We start from the raw sequence: 15,429 nt of genomic DNA on the forward strand, positions 1-15,429 counted from the left end.
AGGGAGCTCCAGGCCCTCATCGCAACCGCCGAAGGCGAATTGGCGGTCGCCTGCCTTCCCATGTCGCCACGCCGGCTCTGCTGCCCTCAGGGGTGGCCGGCGGGATTTGCACCCGCTTGCACCGGAATCACAAACCGGCCGCGCACTGTATTGCGTTCGGCCACACCTGAAGGCAGCAGAAATTCGGGAGTTTTGTATGTCGGGCAGGATCGTGATGCTCCGCGCGCGGAGCGATGTCCCATCCCGCCGCACCCCTGAAAACGGGCGCGGTTACGCGAGCGTCAATGTCGACGGCTGGCGGGGCGCGGTTGCGCGTAGGGAATGGTCATAGCCATGGTCCATGGTATGACGTGGGGGGATTGGAAATGCAAGTACCTATTTGGATGGTTGGGGTCAGGCCCCGACCGTCTCCAGCAGGCCCTCGAACAGGCGTCGGCCGTCGGTGCCGCCATGCGCTGCCTCGATACGGCGTTCCGGGTGCGGCATCATGCCGAGCACATTGCCGGCCGCGTTGAGCACGCCGGCGATCTTGCGCGCCGATCCGTTGACCTGGCCGGCATAGCGGAAGGCGACCCGGCCTTCGCCTTCGAGCCGGTCGAGCGTTTCGGCATCGGCGAAGTAATTGCCATCGTGATGCGCAACGGGAACGGTGATCGTCTCACCCTGGCCATAGCGGCTGGTGAAGGTCGACTGGGCGTTGGCGACGGTCAGCTCGACATCGCGGCAGACGAAATCCAGCCCTTCGTTGCGCATCAGCGCGCCGGGCAGCAATCCGGTCTCAGTCAGCACCTGGAAGCCGTTGCAGACGCCCAGCACCGGCAGGCCGCGCTCGGCCGCCTCGACGACCGCACGCATCACCGGCGATCGCGCCGCGACCGCGCCGGAGCGGAGATAGTCGCCGTAGGAGAAGCCGCCGGGCAGGGCGACCAGGCCGACGCCGTCGGGCAGGCTCGTCTCGCCGTGCCATACCATGGCTGGCTGCTTGCCGGTGACGGCCTCCAGCGCGACGGCGAGGTCGCGGTCGCAATTGGAGCCCGGAAAGACGATGACCGCGGTCTTCATGCGCGTTCCACCCGGTAGTTTTCGATCACGGTGTTGGCGAGCAGCTTGCGGCACATCTCGTCGATGCTCGCGTCGCTCGTGTCGTCCGCCACGTCGAGCTCGATCAGCTTTCCGGCGCGGACATCGTTGATCCCGGTAAAGCCGAGGCCGTCCAGCGCCTTGTGGATCGCCTTGCCTTGCGGATCGAGCACGCCGTTCTTCAGCGTGACGAAGATGCGAAGCTTCATGGGCGTTTCCTGGCTTGGGATTGAATGGCGACCCTATGGCGAGGGTAGCGCGTCGCCGCAAGCTTCATGGAAGATTTCCGCGGCCGGATCAGCCTTGTCCGGGCGGGGCGGCGCTGATGCACATCGCGGAACGGCCTGATTGCGGCGCAGCATCATGGTTCGGGCAAGGCGCTGAGGCGCAGAGTGCGGCCGGCTTATGGGGCGGCGCCCTTCCGCCACTCTATTCCCAAACAGCTAGCCAGGGCGCGATGATGAGCGCGCCGCTTGTCTGAATCGCCAGGGTCCCTTTTTGCTGCCGTCATGCTGAACTTGTTTCAGCATCCATCGCGCAGCGGCCGACGACATCGCGGTGAAGAGTTGGACCCTGAAACAAGTTCAGGGTGACGGCGGTGTGGTGATGGGGGCGGGCACCACCCGGCTGCCGGCGCCTCGTGCACCCTGCCTCGGTGAGGCAGCCGATGGATATGGGCGTCGGGCAGCGCAAAAGCCATTGCGTCCGGCACGCGACTGGTCGCCGAGAGCGGCAACCACTGCATCCAGCGCGCGATGGTCGCGCACGACTCCGGCGATTGGCCCCGAAGCGCTACTTGCCCTTGCTGAGCCGGTGCTTTTCCAGATCGAGCACGGCGCCATCGGCACCCTCGGGCAGCAGGCCGAGTCGGCGTGCGACCTCCTGATAGGCCTCGACTTCGCCGCCAAGGTCGCGGCGGAACCGGTCCTTGTCGAGCTTCTCGTTGGTTTCCATGTCCCACAGACGGCAGCCATCGGGGCTGATCTCGTCGGCAAGGATCACCCGGGCATAATCATTGTCCCAGATGCGCCCGAATTCGAGCTTGAAGTCGATTAGGCGGATGCCGATCCCCGCGAACAGGCCGCACAGGAAATCGTTCACGCGGATCGCCAGGTCGGCGATGTCGTGCATCTCCTCCTGGCTCGCCCAGCCGAACGCCGCGATATGCTCGTCGGTGATCATCGGATCGCCGAGCGCGTCGTCCTTGTAATAATATTCGATGATCGTGCGGGGTAGCTGCGTACCCTCCTCGATCCCGAGCCGCGTCGACAGCGATCCGGCGGCGACGTTGCGGATCACCACCTCGACCGGAATGATCTCGACCTGGCGGATCAGCTGCTCGCGCATGTTCAGGCGGCGGATGAAATGCGTCGGCACACCGATATGGCCGAGCAGGGTGAAGATATGCTCGGAGATGCGGTTGTTGAGCACGCCCTTGCCGCTGATCGTGCCCTTTTTCTGGGCGTTGAATGCGGTCGCATCGTCCTTGAAATACTGGATCAAGGTGCCGGGTTCGGGACCCTCGTAGAGGATCTTGGCTTTGCCTTCGTAGATCTGGCGGCGGCGAGCCATGATGGCATTACCCTCGGAAAATGAGCAGCCCCGGCGGCGCGGAAGCGCAGGCCGGGGCCGGAAGACCGGGGCTATATCGGAAGGGGCCCATTGGCGCAATCAGCTTGGCTGCCCGACGGGTTCCAGGTCGCTCGTCGGGGCGTCGGGCCGGGAGCGGCGGAAGCGGCGCCAGCCCCAGAAGCCAAGGCCGACGAAGATCAGCCAGGGAACCGCGAAGATCAGCACGCGTGTCATGCCTCCCATGGCGATCGCAAAGGCGCTGGCCGATGCCGCGACCGTATCGCCGATGCTGGCGTCGACATGCTCGATCGATGGGACTGCGGCGGTATAATCCACGTCCATCGTCGACATCGCGACGCGGCTTTGCAGTTCTGCCAGCCAGCCCTTGGCCTGGTCGATTTCCTCCTGCGCCGTGGCGACGCTCCGTTCTGCCTCGACCAGTTCAGCGACACTGCCCTTGCGCGTTCGCAACACCTCCATGAGGCGCTCGACCAGCAGCGCGCGCTGGCGCAGCCGGGCTTCGGTGTCCGAGATGTCTTTCGATACGTCTTCGGCGGAGATCGAGCGGCTGGTTGCCCGGCCGCCGGCGCCCGAGACTGCCTGTTCCAGCGATGTGCCAAACTGCCGGGCGATCGCACTTGCCACGCGCAGCTTGAGTGTCGCCCTGGCAATACCTTCATCCGCCATGCCGTTGCTCAGCGCGAGCACCTGGCAGCGTGAGGGACCAAGCCTGTCGCAAAGCGCGACATGCGCTTCCTGCGCCTTGGTGATCGTCGTTCCGGGCAGGGTGAATGCATAGCGATAGGCATAGGCCATTTTGGGCACGGATACGGCGATTGGTTTCGCGGCCCGCTGAGTGGGTCGCTCCGGTGCGGGTGGGAGGGCGGGCGCCTGTACATCATACATTCTCATCGCTTGCGGTGCTTGCTTGTTCTGCACCTTGTTGCACGCAGGGAGTCCGAAGCAGATCGGCAGGATCAACAACAAACGCATCGTCGCTCTCCTTATGGTATGTTGTAACATTACAACATCATTCGAAGATCACGTCAATGCTGGGGCAGGACGAGCGGGTGGTTCGGCGTTATCGGCCCAGAGCAGTGTGGATCAACTGCACGGTTTCGCGCCAGGCGTCGGTGTCGGGTGTCACCAACTCGACATGGCCGGTTGCGGGCACGAAATGCAGCGCGACACGGTCGCCGGCCTTTTTCGCCTGCGCCACGTATCCGGTGCCGAGCCGGACCGGAATGATCTTGTCCTCGCGGCCATTCACCAGATCCTGCGGCACGCCGATCGGCAACAGGCGCGGAACCGAGGTGTCGGCATAGATGTCCGGCCGCACGCCCGGCTTGCCGACGAGTTCTGTGACGACACCCACGCCGCAGCCATTGTCGGGGCTTGCGGCGGTCGCCTCCAGATCGGGCAGGCCGCCAAGGCTGATGACATGTGCGATCGGCAGCGGTGCCGTGCTGTTGAGCGGGCTGTCCTTCGGCAGCCTGGGTCGCGCCGCGAGCCACAAAGCGAGATGGCCGCCGGCCGAATGACCGACCGCGACGATACGTTTCGTGTCGAGGTGGAAGCGTGCGGCATTCGCCAGCAACGCGTCGGCCGCCGCGGCTGCGTCGAGGAAGGTGCCGGGATAGCCGCCGCCCGGGCGATCGACGCCGCGATAGTCGATGTTCCAGACCGCGTACCCCCGGTTGCGGAGGTCGCCGGCGACCCAGTTCATCAGGCTGCGATCGGCGATACTGGTCGTCCAGCAGCCGCCATGGACCATCAGGACTGTCGGGAAGGGGCCTTTGCCCTTGGGTGTCCAGACATCGACCTTCTGCATCTCGTCGCTGCCATAGGCGACCGTCGCGTCGGGACTGGGCTTGGGCCGGGCCGAAAGATCGTCCCAGGTGAGCAGGGGAGGGTTGGTGGCGGCCATCACCGCGGGAGCCAACGCGAGAAGCGCGATCGAGGCAAGCCTGAACATGTCGGACCGATACGCGCTTCACGCGCTACTGTCGAAGGTCAGGCGGCGCGCTTGTAGGCTGTCTTGTTCCGCCTAGCCGGACGGGCATGCCACGGCGCATCGAACTGCTGGGCATGCAGCGCGTCGAACGCGGCGATCACCGAACGACCCAGCTTATGGATCGCGTCGCTGATCTGACGGTGATTCTCGGCCCAGACCTGGCTACGGAAGTCATCACGCATCGCCATTCTCCTCTTCGCGTTGGCGTTGATCACGAACAGGGCTATGCGCTTTCCCGTTACGCGGGGCCAACAAATCGTTGGACATGATCCATAAGGCTGCCTTATCCAAAAGACATGCGCCGCATCCCGCCGCTCTCCGCCGTCCGCGTCTTCGAGGCCGCCGCGCGCCACGAAAATTTCACCGCCGCAGCGGCCGAACTCGGCATGACCCAGGCCGCGGTCAGCTATCAGGTGAAGCTGCTCGAGGAACGGCTCGGTGTTCAGCTTTTCCGCCGCGAGAAAAAACGCGTTGTGCTTACCGAGGCGGCACGGCGCATCGCGCCGCAGGTCGGCCGGGCCTTCGATGCGCTCGATTCGGCCTTCGCCACGATCCGCGCCGAGGATGAGGGGCTGCTGACTGTCTCCACCTCCAATACCTTCGCCAATACCTGGCTCGCCTGGAGGCTGGGCAGTTTCCAGATGGCGCATCCCGACATGGCCGTGCGCCTGCTGACCAGCGACGCCCTGTCCGATTTCGCGACCGACGATGTCGACGTCGCGATCCGCGCCGGCCGCGGCTCCTGGCCCGAGCTGTCGCAGGATCTGCTGTTCAAGATCGATTTCACCCCGATGTGCAGCCCCGGCTTCATGCGACGCCATGGCCCGAGCTTCGCGCCGACCGACCTGCTCCGCCTGCCGTTGATCAGCCCGCAGGACCCGTGGTGGCCGCACTGGCTGCGCGAGGCTGGCGTCGATATGCCCGAAGGGCCGATCCGCGCCGGTGTCAGGCTCGATTCCCAGGCGCATGAGGGACATGCTGCGATGGCCGGGCAGGGCATGGCGATGTTGACGCCCTTTTTCTGGCGGAACGACCTGGCGGAGCGGCGGCTGGTGCGGCCGTTCGATCTCGTGTCGACCCGCGGCTATGCCTATTGGCTCGTCTGCCCCGAAGCGCGACGCGGGGTGACGAAGATCAAGCGTTTCCGCGACTGGTTGATCGCCGAGCTGGCACGCGACCTGCCGAGCCCGGTCTGAGCACGCCGCTCTGATCCTAGCCTTGCCCGATTCCGCCTGCTAACCGGGGACCAATGCCTACGGAAATCCTTGAGCCCGATCCCTTCAATGCCATCGTCGATGCGCCTTTCGACAGCGCCCTGTCGGAGCGCTATCTCGTCTATGCGCTGTCGACGATCACCGCGCGCTCGCTGCCTGATGTCCGCGACGGACTGAAACCGGTGCACCGCCGCCTGTTATGGGCGATGCGGCTGCTGCGGCTCGATCCCACGCAGGGCTACAAGAAATGCGCCCGCGTCGTCGGCGACGTGATCGGCAAATATCATCCGCATGGCGACCAGTCGGTCTATGACGCGATGGTCCGTCTCGCCCAGAGCTTCGCCATGCGCTACCCGCTGGTCGACGGCCAGGGCAATTTCGGCAACATCGATGGCGATAACGCCGCCGCCTATCGATATACCGAGGCGCGGCTGACCCAGGTCGCGATCGACCTGATGGACGGCCTGGACGAAGACGCCGTCGATTACCGCCCGACCTATAATGGCGAGGAACAGGAACCCGAACTGTTCCCGGGCATGTTCCCGAACCTGCTCGCCAACGGCGCCGCCGGTATCGCGGTCGGCATGGCGACCAGCATCCCGCCGCACAATGCGGCCGAGCTGTTCAACGCCGCGATCCTACTGATCGACCAGCCCGATGCGACTGACGCCCAGGTGCTCGAGCATGTCACGGGGCCTGACTTCCCGACCGGCGGTCTCGTCGTCGACAGCGCCTCGGCTATCGCAGAGTCCTATGCCACTGGCCGTGGCGGCTTCCGCGTTCGCGCGCGCTGGCATGTCGAGGATCTGGGCCGCGGCACCTGGAACGCAATCGTGACGGAGATCCCGTACGGCGTGCAGAAGGGGAAGCTGATCGAGCAGATCGCGACGATCATCAACGACAAGAAGCTGCCGATCCTCGCCGACATCCGCGACGAATCCGATTCGGAAGTCCGCATCGTCATCGAACCGCGCGCACGCACGGTCGACGCGACGATGCTGATGGAAAGCCTGTTCCGGATGAGCGATCTGGAAAATCGCGTCAGCCTTAACCTCAACGTCCTGGATGCGCGCCGCACCCCGCGCGTGATGTCCCTGCGCGAGGCGTTGCTCGGCTGGGTCGAGCATCAGTTCATCGTGCTCCAGCGCCGCACCGCGCACCGGCTGAACAAGATCGCCGACCGGATGGAGCTGCTCGACGGCTACATCATCGCCTATCTCAACCTCGACCGGGTGATCCATATCATCCGCACCGAGGACGAGCCCAAGCCACTGATGATCGCCGAGTTCGAGCTGACCGAGCGCCAGGCCGAGGCGATCCTCAACATGCGCCTGCGCTCGCTGCGCAAGCTCGAGGAGATGGAGTTGCGCAAGGAGCGCGAGGGGCTGGAGAACGAGAAGGCGAGCCTTGAAGCGCTGTTGGGCAGCGACGCGCGTCAGCGCACGCGGCTGAAGCGCGACTTCGGCAAGCTGCGCGACCGCTACGGCCCCGAGACCGCGCTGGGCAAGCGCCGTACCACGATCGAAGAAGCGGCCCCCGCACGCGAAATTCCGCTCGAGGCGATGATCGAGCGCGAGCCGATCACCGTGATCCTGTCGCAACGCGGCTGGATCCGCGCCATGAAGGGCCATATCGAGGATGCCGTCGCGGCGGACCTGAAGTTCAAGGAAGGCGACGGGCCGTTCCTGCACTTCCCGGCGCAGACCACCGACAAGATCCTGCTCGCGGCCGAGAATGGCCGTTTCTATACCTTGGCGGCCGACAAGCTGCCCGGCGGGCGCGGTTTCGGCGAGCCGGTGCGCGCGATGATCGATCTGGACGGCGATGTCGGCATCGTGGCGCTGATGCCGGCAAGCAAGGCGGAGAAGTGGCTGGTTGCCGCCACCGACGGGCGCGGCTTCATCGTCAAGACGGCGGATACGATCGCCGAGACCCGCAAGGGCAAGACGGTGGTGACGCCGCGCATCGGGGCGAAACTAAAGATCGTCCGGCCGGTCGATCCGGAAGCCGATTATGTCGCGGCGATCGGCGACAATCGCCGCATGCTCGTCTTCCCGCTGGCCGAGCTTGCCGAGCTTTCGCGCGGCCAGGGCGTCCAGCTCCAGCGCTATCGCGACGGCGGACTGTCCGATGCGATCACCTTCGTCTTTGCCAACGGGCTGAGCTGGCCGATGGGCGGGGAAACCGGGCGTACGAGGACCGAGACGGATCTTGCCCCATGGCGCGCCGCGCGCGGTGCCGCTGGGCGCATGCCACCTACGGGATTTCCCAGGGATAACCGATTCTAGCCATTTTGACGGGATCAAGTGGCTGAAATATCGACAAGCTTCAGCCGCTCTTAACCTGTTTGAGATAGCACTACCCTGGATGATGCCGTTCAGGTCCCGGGTCTTGAAAACGGAAGAACCTCCCATGCCGGAGGCCGATGAGACGTGCATGAGCGACTCGGACCGGATCGCCGCTACGTTCGACCTGTTGCCGATCCCCGCCGCGATCGTCGTCGCATCGGGCGGCAACGTCTCCATCCAGATGGCGAATCGCCCGTTCCGCCAGGCGGGCCTCGGCAGCAGCACCGGATCGTCCCCGCTGATCTCGCTGATCGCGGCGCGAATCACGAACTTCATCGAAAGCGATTCGCTGCGTCAGGATTTCCCCTGGCAGTTCGGCGACGCGGTCGATTGTCGCTATTATCAGGTGACGCTCGCCCGCCTGTATCGCAATCCCGAGGGTCGCTGCCTGGTCACCCTGATCGACCAGACGTCGGAATTGCGCACCGAACATAATCTCCGCCGCGAGATGCTGACTGACAGCCTGACCGGCCTCGCCAACCGTGCGGGCTTCAGCGACCATCTGGAAACGCTGATCGATGACACGAACCAGCAGGCGCGTTACGCCGTTCTGATCGTCGATCTCGACCGGTTCAGCCGGGTCAACGCCTGTCTCGGGTCGATGGCCGGTGACGAACTGCTGATCACCGTCGCCCGCCGCCTCAAGGGGATTTTGCGGACGCATGACGTGCTGGCCCGCACCGGCGGTGACGAGTTCGGCATATTGCTGACTCTGGAAGACGGGCCGGGCGACGCCGATCATGTCGCAAAACGAATCCAGGGCGCGCTGGCCACGCCGTTCCAGCTTTCCGATTTCGAGATTCGCGTCGCCTGCTCGATCGGCATCGCCTTCGGGTCGAGCCAGGTCGATGACGCGGAGGAACTGATCCGCCACGCTCAGTTCGCGGTGCGGCGATCGAAGACCAGTGGTCGCGCCGAGGCCTATCAGACCCAGGCCTTCGACATCGCGCGCGAACAGTTCGGCATGGAGACGGCGCTGCGCCGTGCGCTCGATCGCGGGCAACTCAGGTTGAGCTATCAGCCGATCTGCGATCTCGCGACCGGGCAGATCGTGTGCTTCGAATCCCTCGCGCGCTGGCAGGACGAGAACGGCACCGAGCATTCGCCCAATGATTTCATTCCCGTTGCCGAGGAATCGGGCCTGATCGTGCCGCTCGGCCGCTGGGCGATCGAGGAGGCGGCCCGCACGCTGTCCAGATGGGATGCGCAGGCCGGGGGTGATTGCGGCGTGAAGCTCGCCGTCAACCTCTCGGCGATCCAGCTTCAGCGCGACATCATCGCCCCGGTGGTCGAACGGGCGCTCTCCGCCAACGGCCTGGACGGGTCGCGCTTCACGCTCGAATTGACGGAGAGCGCGCTCGTCTCTGATCCCGATCGCATCGCCGGCATCATGCATGCGCTGAAGGGCCTGGGCACCACGCTGGCCATGGACGATTTCGGCACCGGCTATTCCAACCTCGCCTATCTCCAGAAGCTGCCGATCGACATCCTCAAGATCGACCGCAGCTTTGTCACCGGCATGCTGGCCGACCGCGACAAGATCGCGATCGTGCGCGCCATCCTGTCACTCGCCCAGGCGCTCGGCATGCAGACCACGGCGGAGGGGATCGAGACCAACGAACTCGCCCAGACACTCGCCGCCCTTGGCTGCAGCTATGGCCAGGGCTTCGTCTATGCGCGGCCGCTCGAGGCCGACGCTGCCTATTCGCTGCTCGAAGCCCGCAGGAACTGATCGGTCGCCGCATCGGCGATCTGGTTCACACGTGCCGCGTCGGGGAAACCCTCGGCGATCCATTGTTCCTCGACCAGACGCAGCGTCTTGGCGACTTCAGGCCCCTTGCGCAGCCCACGCTCGACCAGCGCGCCGCCGGTCAGCGGCAGGGCAGGGGATTCCCATCCGATCAGCGACGCCGGTTCGCTCTCCGGCCGGCTCGACAGGAGCAGCCGATCGATGGCCAGATCCTTGCCGAGCCGATAGCCGATCACCGTCGCGGGCTCGTCGCCGACCGGTTCGACGGCACTGATCAGTCGCCGCCGTTCGATCTTGGAAAGCTTCAGCCGCGCACCGACGTCATCGGCGGCGCCCGTGTCGGCGGGGAGCAATGCGGAGAGCCGCCTGATCGGATCGGGCGCAATTCCGGCCGCCGCCTCGCGCCCGACCAGCCGCGCCAGCCGTTCGGCGCTGTCGATCTCGGGCAACACCGGCGCAAAGATGCCATGATCGATCATCAGCTCGACCACCCGCACCGCGTGCACCGCTACCAGCAGCCGAAGCAGTTCGGCGGCGATCCTCTCGCGCGACAGGGCCATCAGGTCGTTGGCCCGCTCGGTGCAGGCGTTCAGGCCAGCCTCATCCGGCTCGTCGCCGAATCGGGCGTGGAACCGGAAGAAGCGCAGGATGCGCAAATGATCCTCGGCAATGCGCTTCAGCGGATCACCGATGAAGCGCACCCTGCGCGCCTCGAGATCGTCGATGCCGCCGAAATAGTCGGAAATGCCGCCGGTCAGCGGATCGGCGTAGAGCGCATTCATCGTGAAATCACGCCGCGCCGCGTCTTCCTGCCAGTCGTCGGTAAAGGCGACGGTGGCATGTCGGCCGTCTGTCGCGACGTCGCAGCGCAGGGTCGTGACCTCGACGGGGCCGCCCGGAAGCACTGCCGTCACGGTGCCGTGCGCCAGGCCGGTCGGCACGACCTTGATGCCATTGGCCTTGAGCAGCGCGATCACCCGTTCGGGAGAATGGGACGTCGCAAGATCGACATCGGCGACGTCGATGCCGAGCAGCGTATCGCGCACCACGCCACCGACGAAACGCACCTTGCCCGCCGTCGCGCCGAGCACCTCGCAGAGTTCGGCCAGGCCGTCCCGCGTGCGCCACGCGGCATGCGGCAGGGTCACCCGTTCCATCGCAGCCGCCGCGAAAGATTGACGATCATCGCTGCGGTCGCACCCCAGATCCGGTGGCCGTCCCAGGTGATCTCGTAATAATGCCGGTTGCGGCCCTGCCATTCGACGGTCGCCTCGACGTGATTGGCGGTGTCGAGCACGAAATCCAGCGGCACCTCGAATACCTGCGCCACTTCGGCCGCGCTGGGAATCAGGATCAGGTCGGGCGGCACGATGCCGATCACCGGCGTCACCTCGAATCCGGTGACGGTGCGATAACGGTCCGCCTCGCCGATCACGGTCACGCGGTCGCGGGGCAGGGCGATCTCCTCCTCCGCCTCGCGCAGGGCCGCGGCGACCGGCCCGCTGTCGCCCGGGTCGATCCGGCCGCCGGGAAAGGCGATCTGGCCGGGGTGGCGCGACAGCGTGTCGGTGCGCTGGGTCAGGATCACGCCGGGCTCGGCCCGGTCGGTCACCGCGACGAGTACCGCCGCGTTCATCAGCGGTGCCGACTGGTCGAGTTCAAGGTCGCGATGGTCGCCGGTCAACAGCACGGTGTCCATGCCGTGTCCGGTTTCCAGGGCGTTGCGCAGGCGGTCGGCGAGGCTCATTCAGTCGGCTCCAGGGGAAAAAAGGCGCCGCCGCTCCACACGCCGGGCGGTACGTCGTCGCTCGCCAGCGCCATGGCGGCGAGATCGTAATAGACGGGCCGGGCGATCAGCGCCTCGAGCCCGCCGCGAACATGGAGATAGGGACGGGGACCGTCCTCGCGCTCCTCGAAACGCAGCGGGTGGTCGCCGCTTGCCGTTACCAGGTCGCCGGTATTGAGCCGAAAGGCCAGGCGCGTGTCACGACCTTCGCCCTCCGCTTTCATCTCGACGGCAATGAACGGCGCATCTTCCACCGCAATGTCGAGCTTTTCGACAGGGGTGACGAGCACATAGCCGCCATCCGCCTCGCGCCGCAGGATCGTCGAGAACAGCCGCACCATCGCCTGGCGCCCGATGGGCGATCCCTGGTGGAACCAGGTGCCGTCGCGCGCGATACGCATCTCGCTGTCGCCACAATGGCTTGGATTCCAGCGTTCGACTGGCGGCAGCTTCTGCTCCTCGGCCAGGCGTGCGATATCGGCGAGCGACAGCGCGGCAAGATCGGGAAGCGGTTCCATCGGCATCGGTCCGCGGTAGGACAGGCCCGCCCGGGCGTAAAGCTCGGGACGAAATGCTGGTGCGCCGCCGCTTTGGCCGGAATTGCTCTGTGCACCCTTCCATGTCGTCACCGCCGGGACCTGTACCGATGGCCATCGCGCCGCGAGAATCAGGTCGAAGATTGTGGAAGACCGGATGCTGGAACGAGTCCGGCATGATGGTTCCTTCAACCGATCGTGATGACGTCGCCTCGCGGATGCCCAACTAGGCGAGCGCGGCGATTCGCGGGCCGAGCATGCCGGCGCCGTCGGGCACCGAATCACCGAGTGCGAGGAGGCGGCGCTGCTCGACCGGCCCCGGGGCGCGCCAGCCAGCCGTGCGATCGGCGGTAAAGCCGAAGAAGCGGCCATAATATTCCGGGTCACCGATCAGCATCAGCGACCCGGCCTCGCCCGTGGCCACGGCGGCGTTCAGCGCGCAGAGCATCAGGTCTCGCCCGATCCCGTCGCGCTGCCGCGCCGGCTCGACCGCCACCGGGCCTACCATCACCAGCGGTACGTCATGGCCATCGTCGCCGTCGAACAGGATCGGCCAGCACTGGATCGTGCCGACCAGCGCGTCGTCCTCAAGGGCTGCGAAACTCAACCGGGGGATCGCCGACATGCCCTCGCGAATCCGGTAGGCCGTTCGCTCGTGCCGGCCCGTGCCGAACGCGCGGTCGAGCAGATGCTCTACCGCCTGCGGTTCAACTTCGGAAATCGGCGCGATCCTGATCAATAGAGTGGCTCCTGTGAGTCCCGGCATGGACGCAGCGGGCCGCGCGCTTTAGCGTTGATGCGCCTTAACACAAGCCGAATTGGAGGCGCGCGATGAAGCTGTACGATGCCGAATTCGCCCCGAGCCCACGCCGGGTGCGCATCTTCCTCGCCGAAAAGGGCGTGGAGGTTGAGCGCGTGATGGTCGATCTGCGCCGGAACGAGCAACTCGCCGACCCATATCTTGCGGTCAATCCACGCGGTGCCGTCCCTGCGCTCGAGCTCGACGATGGCGAGGTGATCTGCGAATCGGCTGCGATCTGCCGTTATTTCGAGGCGCTGCACCCGGAACCGACCCTGTTCGGCGCGACCGCGCTCGATATCGGGCGAATCGAATCCTGGACCAGGAGAATCGAGTCGGACGGCTATGCCGCCGCCGTCTATGCCTTTCGCAACGCGCATCCGGCGTTCGAGGATCGTGCCGCGCCCGGCAAATGGCCCAGCATGCCGCAGATACCGGAACTCGGCGCACGGGGGCTCATCATGTGGGGCGCCTTTATCGACGCGCTCGATGCGCGGCTCGCCGAGCGCGAATGGATCGCGAGCGACGCCCATAGTTTTGCGGATATCAGCGCGCTGGTGACGATCGACTTCGCGCGCGCTGCCAAGCTTCAGGTGCCGGAGAAGTGCCGGGCCGTCGCACGCTGGCACAAGGCGGCGAGCGCCCGGCCGAGCGCCTCGGCCTGACGCGGCTTTCCACCGCGCCGCCATCTGCTATGGCGCCCGCCACATTATGAAAGGCCCACGCTTGGACGATCGTCTCAGCCTCGAAGTGCATGATCTTGAGGTGCTGGTGCTCACCGGCATCTATTCGGAAGAAACCCATCTGCCGCAGCCGCTACGCATCTCGCTGACGGTCGATCTCGACTGCCCGGCGCATTTTGCGCCGGATTCGCCGCTTGGCGCGACCAAGAATTATCTCGACCTCAAGCGCGCGGCGACCACCGCGCTGCCCGAGGGACTGCACTTCACCCTGGTCGAAGGCGTGGCCGATCATATCGCCGAGACGCTGTTCCTTCAGGACAAGCGTGTTGCACGGGTCAAGGTGAAGATCGTCAAGCTGGCGATCGCCGAGGACGGCGAATCGATCGGCATCACATTGGTCCGTCACCGGAAATGACCGTCGAAGAGGCCGTTCGCGAATCGCTTGCGACGGCCCCTGGCGCGGTGGTCGTCAGCGCGGCGGCCGGACAGGCAGCGGAGGTGGTGCGGCAGATTCGCGCCTCCGGCGCCGATTTCGTCCTGCTCCTGATCGATTCACGCGTTCCGGCGCTCGAACGCGCGATGCTGATGGGGGCGATCGGCCCGCTTGCGATCGAGTTGGCCCCGACCACCCGAATCGGGGCGATCGACGCAGCGACAGGGGCCGATCCCGGTGACGTTGCCGCGGCGGCCCGCTTTCTTGCCGCTGCCAGGTCGACGACCGGCCAGATCCTGACCGTCGCCGCCGAGGCCTAGAAGCCGCCGCCGCGGTTGCAGGGGCCGAGTGAGCGAATCACGAATTGATAGTCCTCGCGCGCGATGGCCGCGTTGCTCTCGGTGAGCGAGGCCAGGCTTGAATCAGGCAATGCCTGGGGTAGCGCGCAGGCGAGGCGATACCAGAGCAGCGTATCGCGGGCCGGCGGCACGGCGCCTTCGCCGACCAGTTCGCTCAGGGCAACCGACCAGCGCGGCGGTTCCCCGGGGGTGCGCTGGATGCCGATCGATACCGGCCGGTTATCGGCCGTGGTGAGGAATATCTGGGTTTCGCCCGATCCCGGGAGGTCGCCCGTCACATGGAAGGCATTGCCGATTCCCGTCACCTTGGGCGCAGCATCCGGGCTGATCGTTTCCTGAACGATTCGCCGGGTCAGGGCGTCGACATCGGGCGACCAGTTGCGCTGTGCATCAGGTCGGACGAGTTGAATGAGCGTCGCATTACCCGGAACGGGCCGGGCGAACAGCAACACGCGCAACTTGCGCAATTTCGGCAAGTTGCCGCGTGCATCTACAGGAACATCAAGCACATAAGCGATTCGCGGCGGCAGGGCCGCCGGCCCGCGAATCAGGGCGAGAACATCCGCTTCTACATAAAGTCTGGCCTTTCCGGGGGCGACGCCGATCGCGTCCGGACCCTTCAGGCGGGTGGAGCTGCGAATGGTCGCGTCGATGATCGCGGGGGCCATCAGAACGAGGTCCGCGTAATCGGCGTAAAGGGGGCTAACTACCACCGAATCGGCGGGAATCGGCGCTCTTTGCTGAGCGGAGAGGGGGGCTGTGGCCGCTGCGAGCGCGACGGCAAGCGCGAGTTTCGGAGCTTTAATCATAGCTCGGGAGTTACGCTCTCGTTCCGATATTAAACAGAAATAATTC

17 protein-coding genes are annotated in these 15,429 nt (G+C 65.6%); 6 read left to right on the forward strand and 11 right to left on the reverse strand.

Features of this window, described 5'->3' with window-relative positions:
• Nucleotides 1-393 precede the first annotated feature (393 nt).
• The 6 genes from purQ to AC1DT7_RS06845 all read right to left on the reverse strand — a co-directional run bounded on the left by purQ (nucleotide 394) and on the right by AC1DT7_RS06845 (nucleotide 4,848).
• Entirely contained in the window at nucleotides 394-1,062 is a 669-nt protein-coding gene (gene purQ, locus AC1DT7_RS06820) for a phosphoribosylformylglycinamidine synthase subunit PurQ (protein ID WP_478035111.1), read from the reverse strand.
• Nucleotides 1,059-1,289 (reverse strand): phosphoribosylformylglycinamidine synthase subunit PurS, encoded by a 231-nt coding sequence (gene purS / locus AC1DT7_RS06825; protein WP_478035113.1) that lies wholly within the window; start codon nucleotides 1,287-1,289, stop codon nucleotides 1,059-1,061. Before purS ends, purQ begins: the two co-directional genes overlap by 4 nt.
• Nucleotides 1,290-1,872: 583 nt before the next feature.
• Nucleotides 1,873-2,652: a phosphoribosylaminoimidazolesuccinocarboxamide synthase gene (gene purC, locus AC1DT7_RS06830; RefSeq protein ID WP_478035115.1), complete on the reverse strand. Its 780-nt coding sequence runs from the start codon at nucleotides 2,650-2,652 to the stop codon at nucleotides 1,873-1,875.
• 99 nt (nucleotides 2,653-2,751) lie between these two features.
• Complete coding sequence (locus AC1DT7_RS06835; RefSeq protein WP_478035117.1) at nucleotides 2,752-3,645, reverse strand: DUF4349 domain-containing protein; 894 nt, start codon at nucleotides 3,643-3,645, stop codon at nucleotides 2,752-2,754.
• Between the two features lie 88 nt (nucleotides 3,646-3,733).
• Nucleotides 3,734-4,627: an alpha/beta hydrolase family protein gene (locus tag AC1DT7_RS06840; RefSeq protein ID WP_478035119.1), complete on the reverse strand. Its 894-nt coding sequence runs from the start codon at nucleotides 4,625-4,627 to the stop codon at nucleotides 3,734-3,736.
• Nucleotides 4,628-4,665: 38 nt separating this feature from the next.
• Nucleotides 4,666-4,848 carry a hypothetical protein gene (locus tag AC1DT7_RS06845; RefSeq protein WP_478035121.1) on the reverse strand — a complete coding sequence of 61 codons (183 nt, stop codon included), beginning with the start codon at nucleotides 4,846-4,848 and terminating at the stop codon, nucleotides 4,666-4,668.
• Nucleotides 4,849-4,962: 114 nt separating this feature from the next.
• On the opposite strand from AC1DT7_RS06845, the gene gcvA reads away from it, so the two are divergent.
• The 3 genes from gcvA to AC1DT7_RS06860 all read left to right on the forward strand — a co-directional run bounded on the left by gcvA (nucleotide 4,963) and on the right by AC1DT7_RS06860 (nucleotide 9,960).
• Nucleotides 4,963-5,862, forward strand: coding sequence for a transcriptional regulator GcvA (gene gcvA, locus AC1DT7_RS06850; protein WP_478035123.1), 900 nt, complete (start codon nucleotides 4,963-4,965; stop codon nucleotides 5,860-5,862).
• 53 nt (nucleotides 5,863-5,915) lie between these two features.
• Complete coding sequence (parC, locus tag AC1DT7_RS06855) at nucleotides 5,916-8,168, forward strand: DNA topoisomerase IV subunit A (protein WP_478035125.1); 2,253 nt, start codon at nucleotides 5,916-5,918, stop codon at nucleotides 8,166-8,168.
• Nucleotides 8,169-8,316: 148 nt separating this feature from the next.
• On the forward strand, nucleotides 8,317-9,960 hold the full coding sequence (locus tag AC1DT7_RS06860; protein ID WP_478035126.1) for a putative bifunctional diguanylate cyclase/phosphodiesterase: 1,644 nt from the start codon (nucleotides 8,317-8,319) through the stop codon (nucleotides 9,958-9,960).
• Here the strand turns inward: AC1DT7_RS06860 and AC1DT7_RS06865 are convergent.
• The 4 genes from AC1DT7_RS06865 to AC1DT7_RS06880 form a co-directional block, all read right to left on the reverse strand.
• Nucleotides 9,930-11,135, reverse strand: a complete 1,206-nt coding sequence (locus AC1DT7_RS06865; protein WP_478035128.1) for a CCA tRNA nucleotidyltransferase — start codon at nucleotides 11,133-11,135, stop codon at nucleotides 9,930-9,932. The genes AC1DT7_RS06860 and AC1DT7_RS06865 overlap by 31 nt on opposite strands.
• Nucleotides 11,123-11,725: a CoA pyrophosphatase gene (locus tag AC1DT7_RS06870; protein WP_478035130.1), complete on the reverse strand. Its 603-nt coding sequence runs from the start codon at nucleotides 11,723-11,725 to the stop codon at nucleotides 11,123-11,125. The genes AC1DT7_RS06865 and AC1DT7_RS06870 overlap by 13 nt, the downstream gene beginning before the upstream one ends.
• Nucleotides 11,722-12,288 (reverse strand): DUF1285 domain-containing protein, encoded by a 567-nt coding sequence (locus AC1DT7_RS06875; protein ID WP_478035131.1) that lies wholly within the window; start codon nucleotides 12,286-12,288, stop codon nucleotides 11,722-11,724. The genes AC1DT7_RS06870 and AC1DT7_RS06875 overlap by 4 nt, the downstream gene beginning before the upstream one ends.
• Nucleotides 12,289-12,526: 238 nt before the next feature.
• Nucleotides 12,527-13,039 (reverse strand): GNAT family N-acetyltransferase, encoded by a 513-nt coding sequence (locus tag AC1DT7_RS06880; protein WP_478035133.1) that lies wholly within the window; start codon nucleotides 13,037-13,039, stop codon nucleotides 12,527-12,529.
• A gap of 92 nt (nucleotides 13,040-13,131) precedes the next feature.
• Between AC1DT7_RS06880 and AC1DT7_RS06885 the strand changes: the two genes are divergently transcribed.
• The 3 genes from AC1DT7_RS06885 (at nucleotide 13,132) to AC1DT7_RS06895 (ending at nucleotide 14,535) form a co-directional block, all read left to right on the forward strand.
• Entirely contained in the window at nucleotides 13,132-13,764 is a 633-nt protein-coding gene (locus AC1DT7_RS06885; RefSeq protein ID WP_478035135.1) for a glutathione S-transferase family protein, read from the forward strand.
• Nucleotides 13,765-13,825: 61 nt separating this feature from the next.
• Nucleotides 13,826-14,197 carry a dihydroneopterin aldolase gene (locus AC1DT7_RS06890; protein ID WP_478035137.1) on the forward strand — a complete coding sequence of 124 codons (372 nt, stop codon included), beginning with the start codon at nucleotides 13,826-13,828 and terminating at the stop codon, nucleotides 14,195-14,197.
• Entirely contained in the window at nucleotides 14,194-14,535 is a 342-nt protein-coding gene (locus tag AC1DT7_RS06895; RefSeq protein ID WP_478035138.1) for a Rossmann fold domain-containing protein, read from the forward strand. Before AC1DT7_RS06890 ends, AC1DT7_RS06895 begins: the two co-directional genes overlap by 4 nt.
• Here the strand turns inward: AC1DT7_RS06895 and AC1DT7_RS06900 are convergent.
• Nucleotides 14,532-15,383, reverse strand: a complete 852-nt coding sequence (locus tag AC1DT7_RS06900) for a hypothetical protein (protein WP_478035140.1) — start codon at nucleotides 15,381-15,383, stop codon at nucleotides 14,532-14,534. The two genes, AC1DT7_RS06895 and AC1DT7_RS06900, sit on opposite strands and share 4 nt — an antisense overlap.
• Nucleotides 15,384-15,429 lie beyond the last annotated feature (46 nt).

Source organism: Sphingomonas sp. P3_C6, assembly GCF_056402595.1.

What these genes read in the sequence shown, in the direction of transcription:
- purQ (WP_478035111.1), bottom strand. Translation starts at nt 1,062, where the DNA reads ATGAAGACCGCGGTCATCGTCTTTCCGGGCTCCAATTGCGACCGCGAC.
- purS (WP_478035113.1), bottom strand. Translation starts at nt 1,289, where the DNA reads ATGAAGCTTCGCATCTTCGTCACGCTGAAGAACGGCGTGCTCGATCCG.
- purC (WP_478035115.1), bottom strand. Translation starts at nt 2,652, where the DNA reads ATGGCTCGCCGCCGCCAGATCTACGAAGGCAAAGCCAAGATCCTCTAC.
- AC1DT7_RS06835 (WP_478035117.1), bottom strand. Translation starts at nt 3,645, where the DNA reads ATGCGTTTGTTGTTGATCCTGCCGATCTGCTTCGGACTCCCTGCGTGC.
- AC1DT7_RS06840 (WP_478035119.1), bottom strand. Translation starts at nt 4,627, where the DNA reads ATGTTCAGGCTTGCCTCGATCGCGCTTCTCGCGTTGGCTCCCGCGGTG.
- AC1DT7_RS06845 (WP_478035121.1), bottom strand. Translation starts at nt 4,848, where the DNA reads ATGCGTGATGACTTCCGTAGCCAGGTCTGGGCCGAGAATCACCGTCAG.
- gcvA (WP_478035123.1), top strand. Translation starts at nt 4,963, where the DNA reads ATGCGCCGCATCCCGCCGCTCTCCGCCGTCCGCGTCTTCGAGGCCGCC.
- parC (WP_478035125.1), top strand. Translation starts at nt 5,916, where the DNA reads ATGCCTACGGAAATCCTTGAGCCCGATCCCTTCAATGCCATCGTCGAT.
- AC1DT7_RS06860 (WP_478035126.1), top strand. Translation starts at nt 8,317, where the DNA reads ATGAGCGACTCGGACCGGATCGCCGCTACGTTCGACCTGTTGCCGATC.
- AC1DT7_RS06865 (WP_478035128.1), bottom strand. Translation starts at nt 11,135, where the DNA reads ATGGAACGGGTGACCCTGCCGCATGCCGCGTGGCGCACGCGGGACGGC.
- AC1DT7_RS06870 (WP_478035130.1), bottom strand. Translation starts at nt 11,725, where the DNA reads ATGAGCCTCGCCGACCGCCTGCGCAACGCCCTGGAAACCGGACACGGC.
- AC1DT7_RS06875 (WP_478035131.1), bottom strand. Translation starts at nt 12,288, where the DNA reads ATGCCGATGGAACCGCTTCCCGATCTTGCCGCGCTGTCGCTCGCCGAT.
- AC1DT7_RS06885 (WP_478035135.1), top strand. Translation starts at nt 13,132, where the DNA reads ATGAAGCTGTACGATGCCGAATTCGCCCCGAGCCCACGCCGGGTGCGC.
- AC1DT7_RS06895 (WP_478035138.1), top strand. Translation starts at nt 14,194, where the DNA reads ATGACCGTCGAAGAGGCCGTTCGCGAATCGCTTGCGACGGCCCCTGGC.
- AC1DT7_RS06900 (WP_478035140.1), bottom strand. Translation starts at nt 15,383, where the DNA reads ATGATTAAAGCTCCGAAACTCGCGCTTGCCGTCGCGCTCGCAGCGGCC.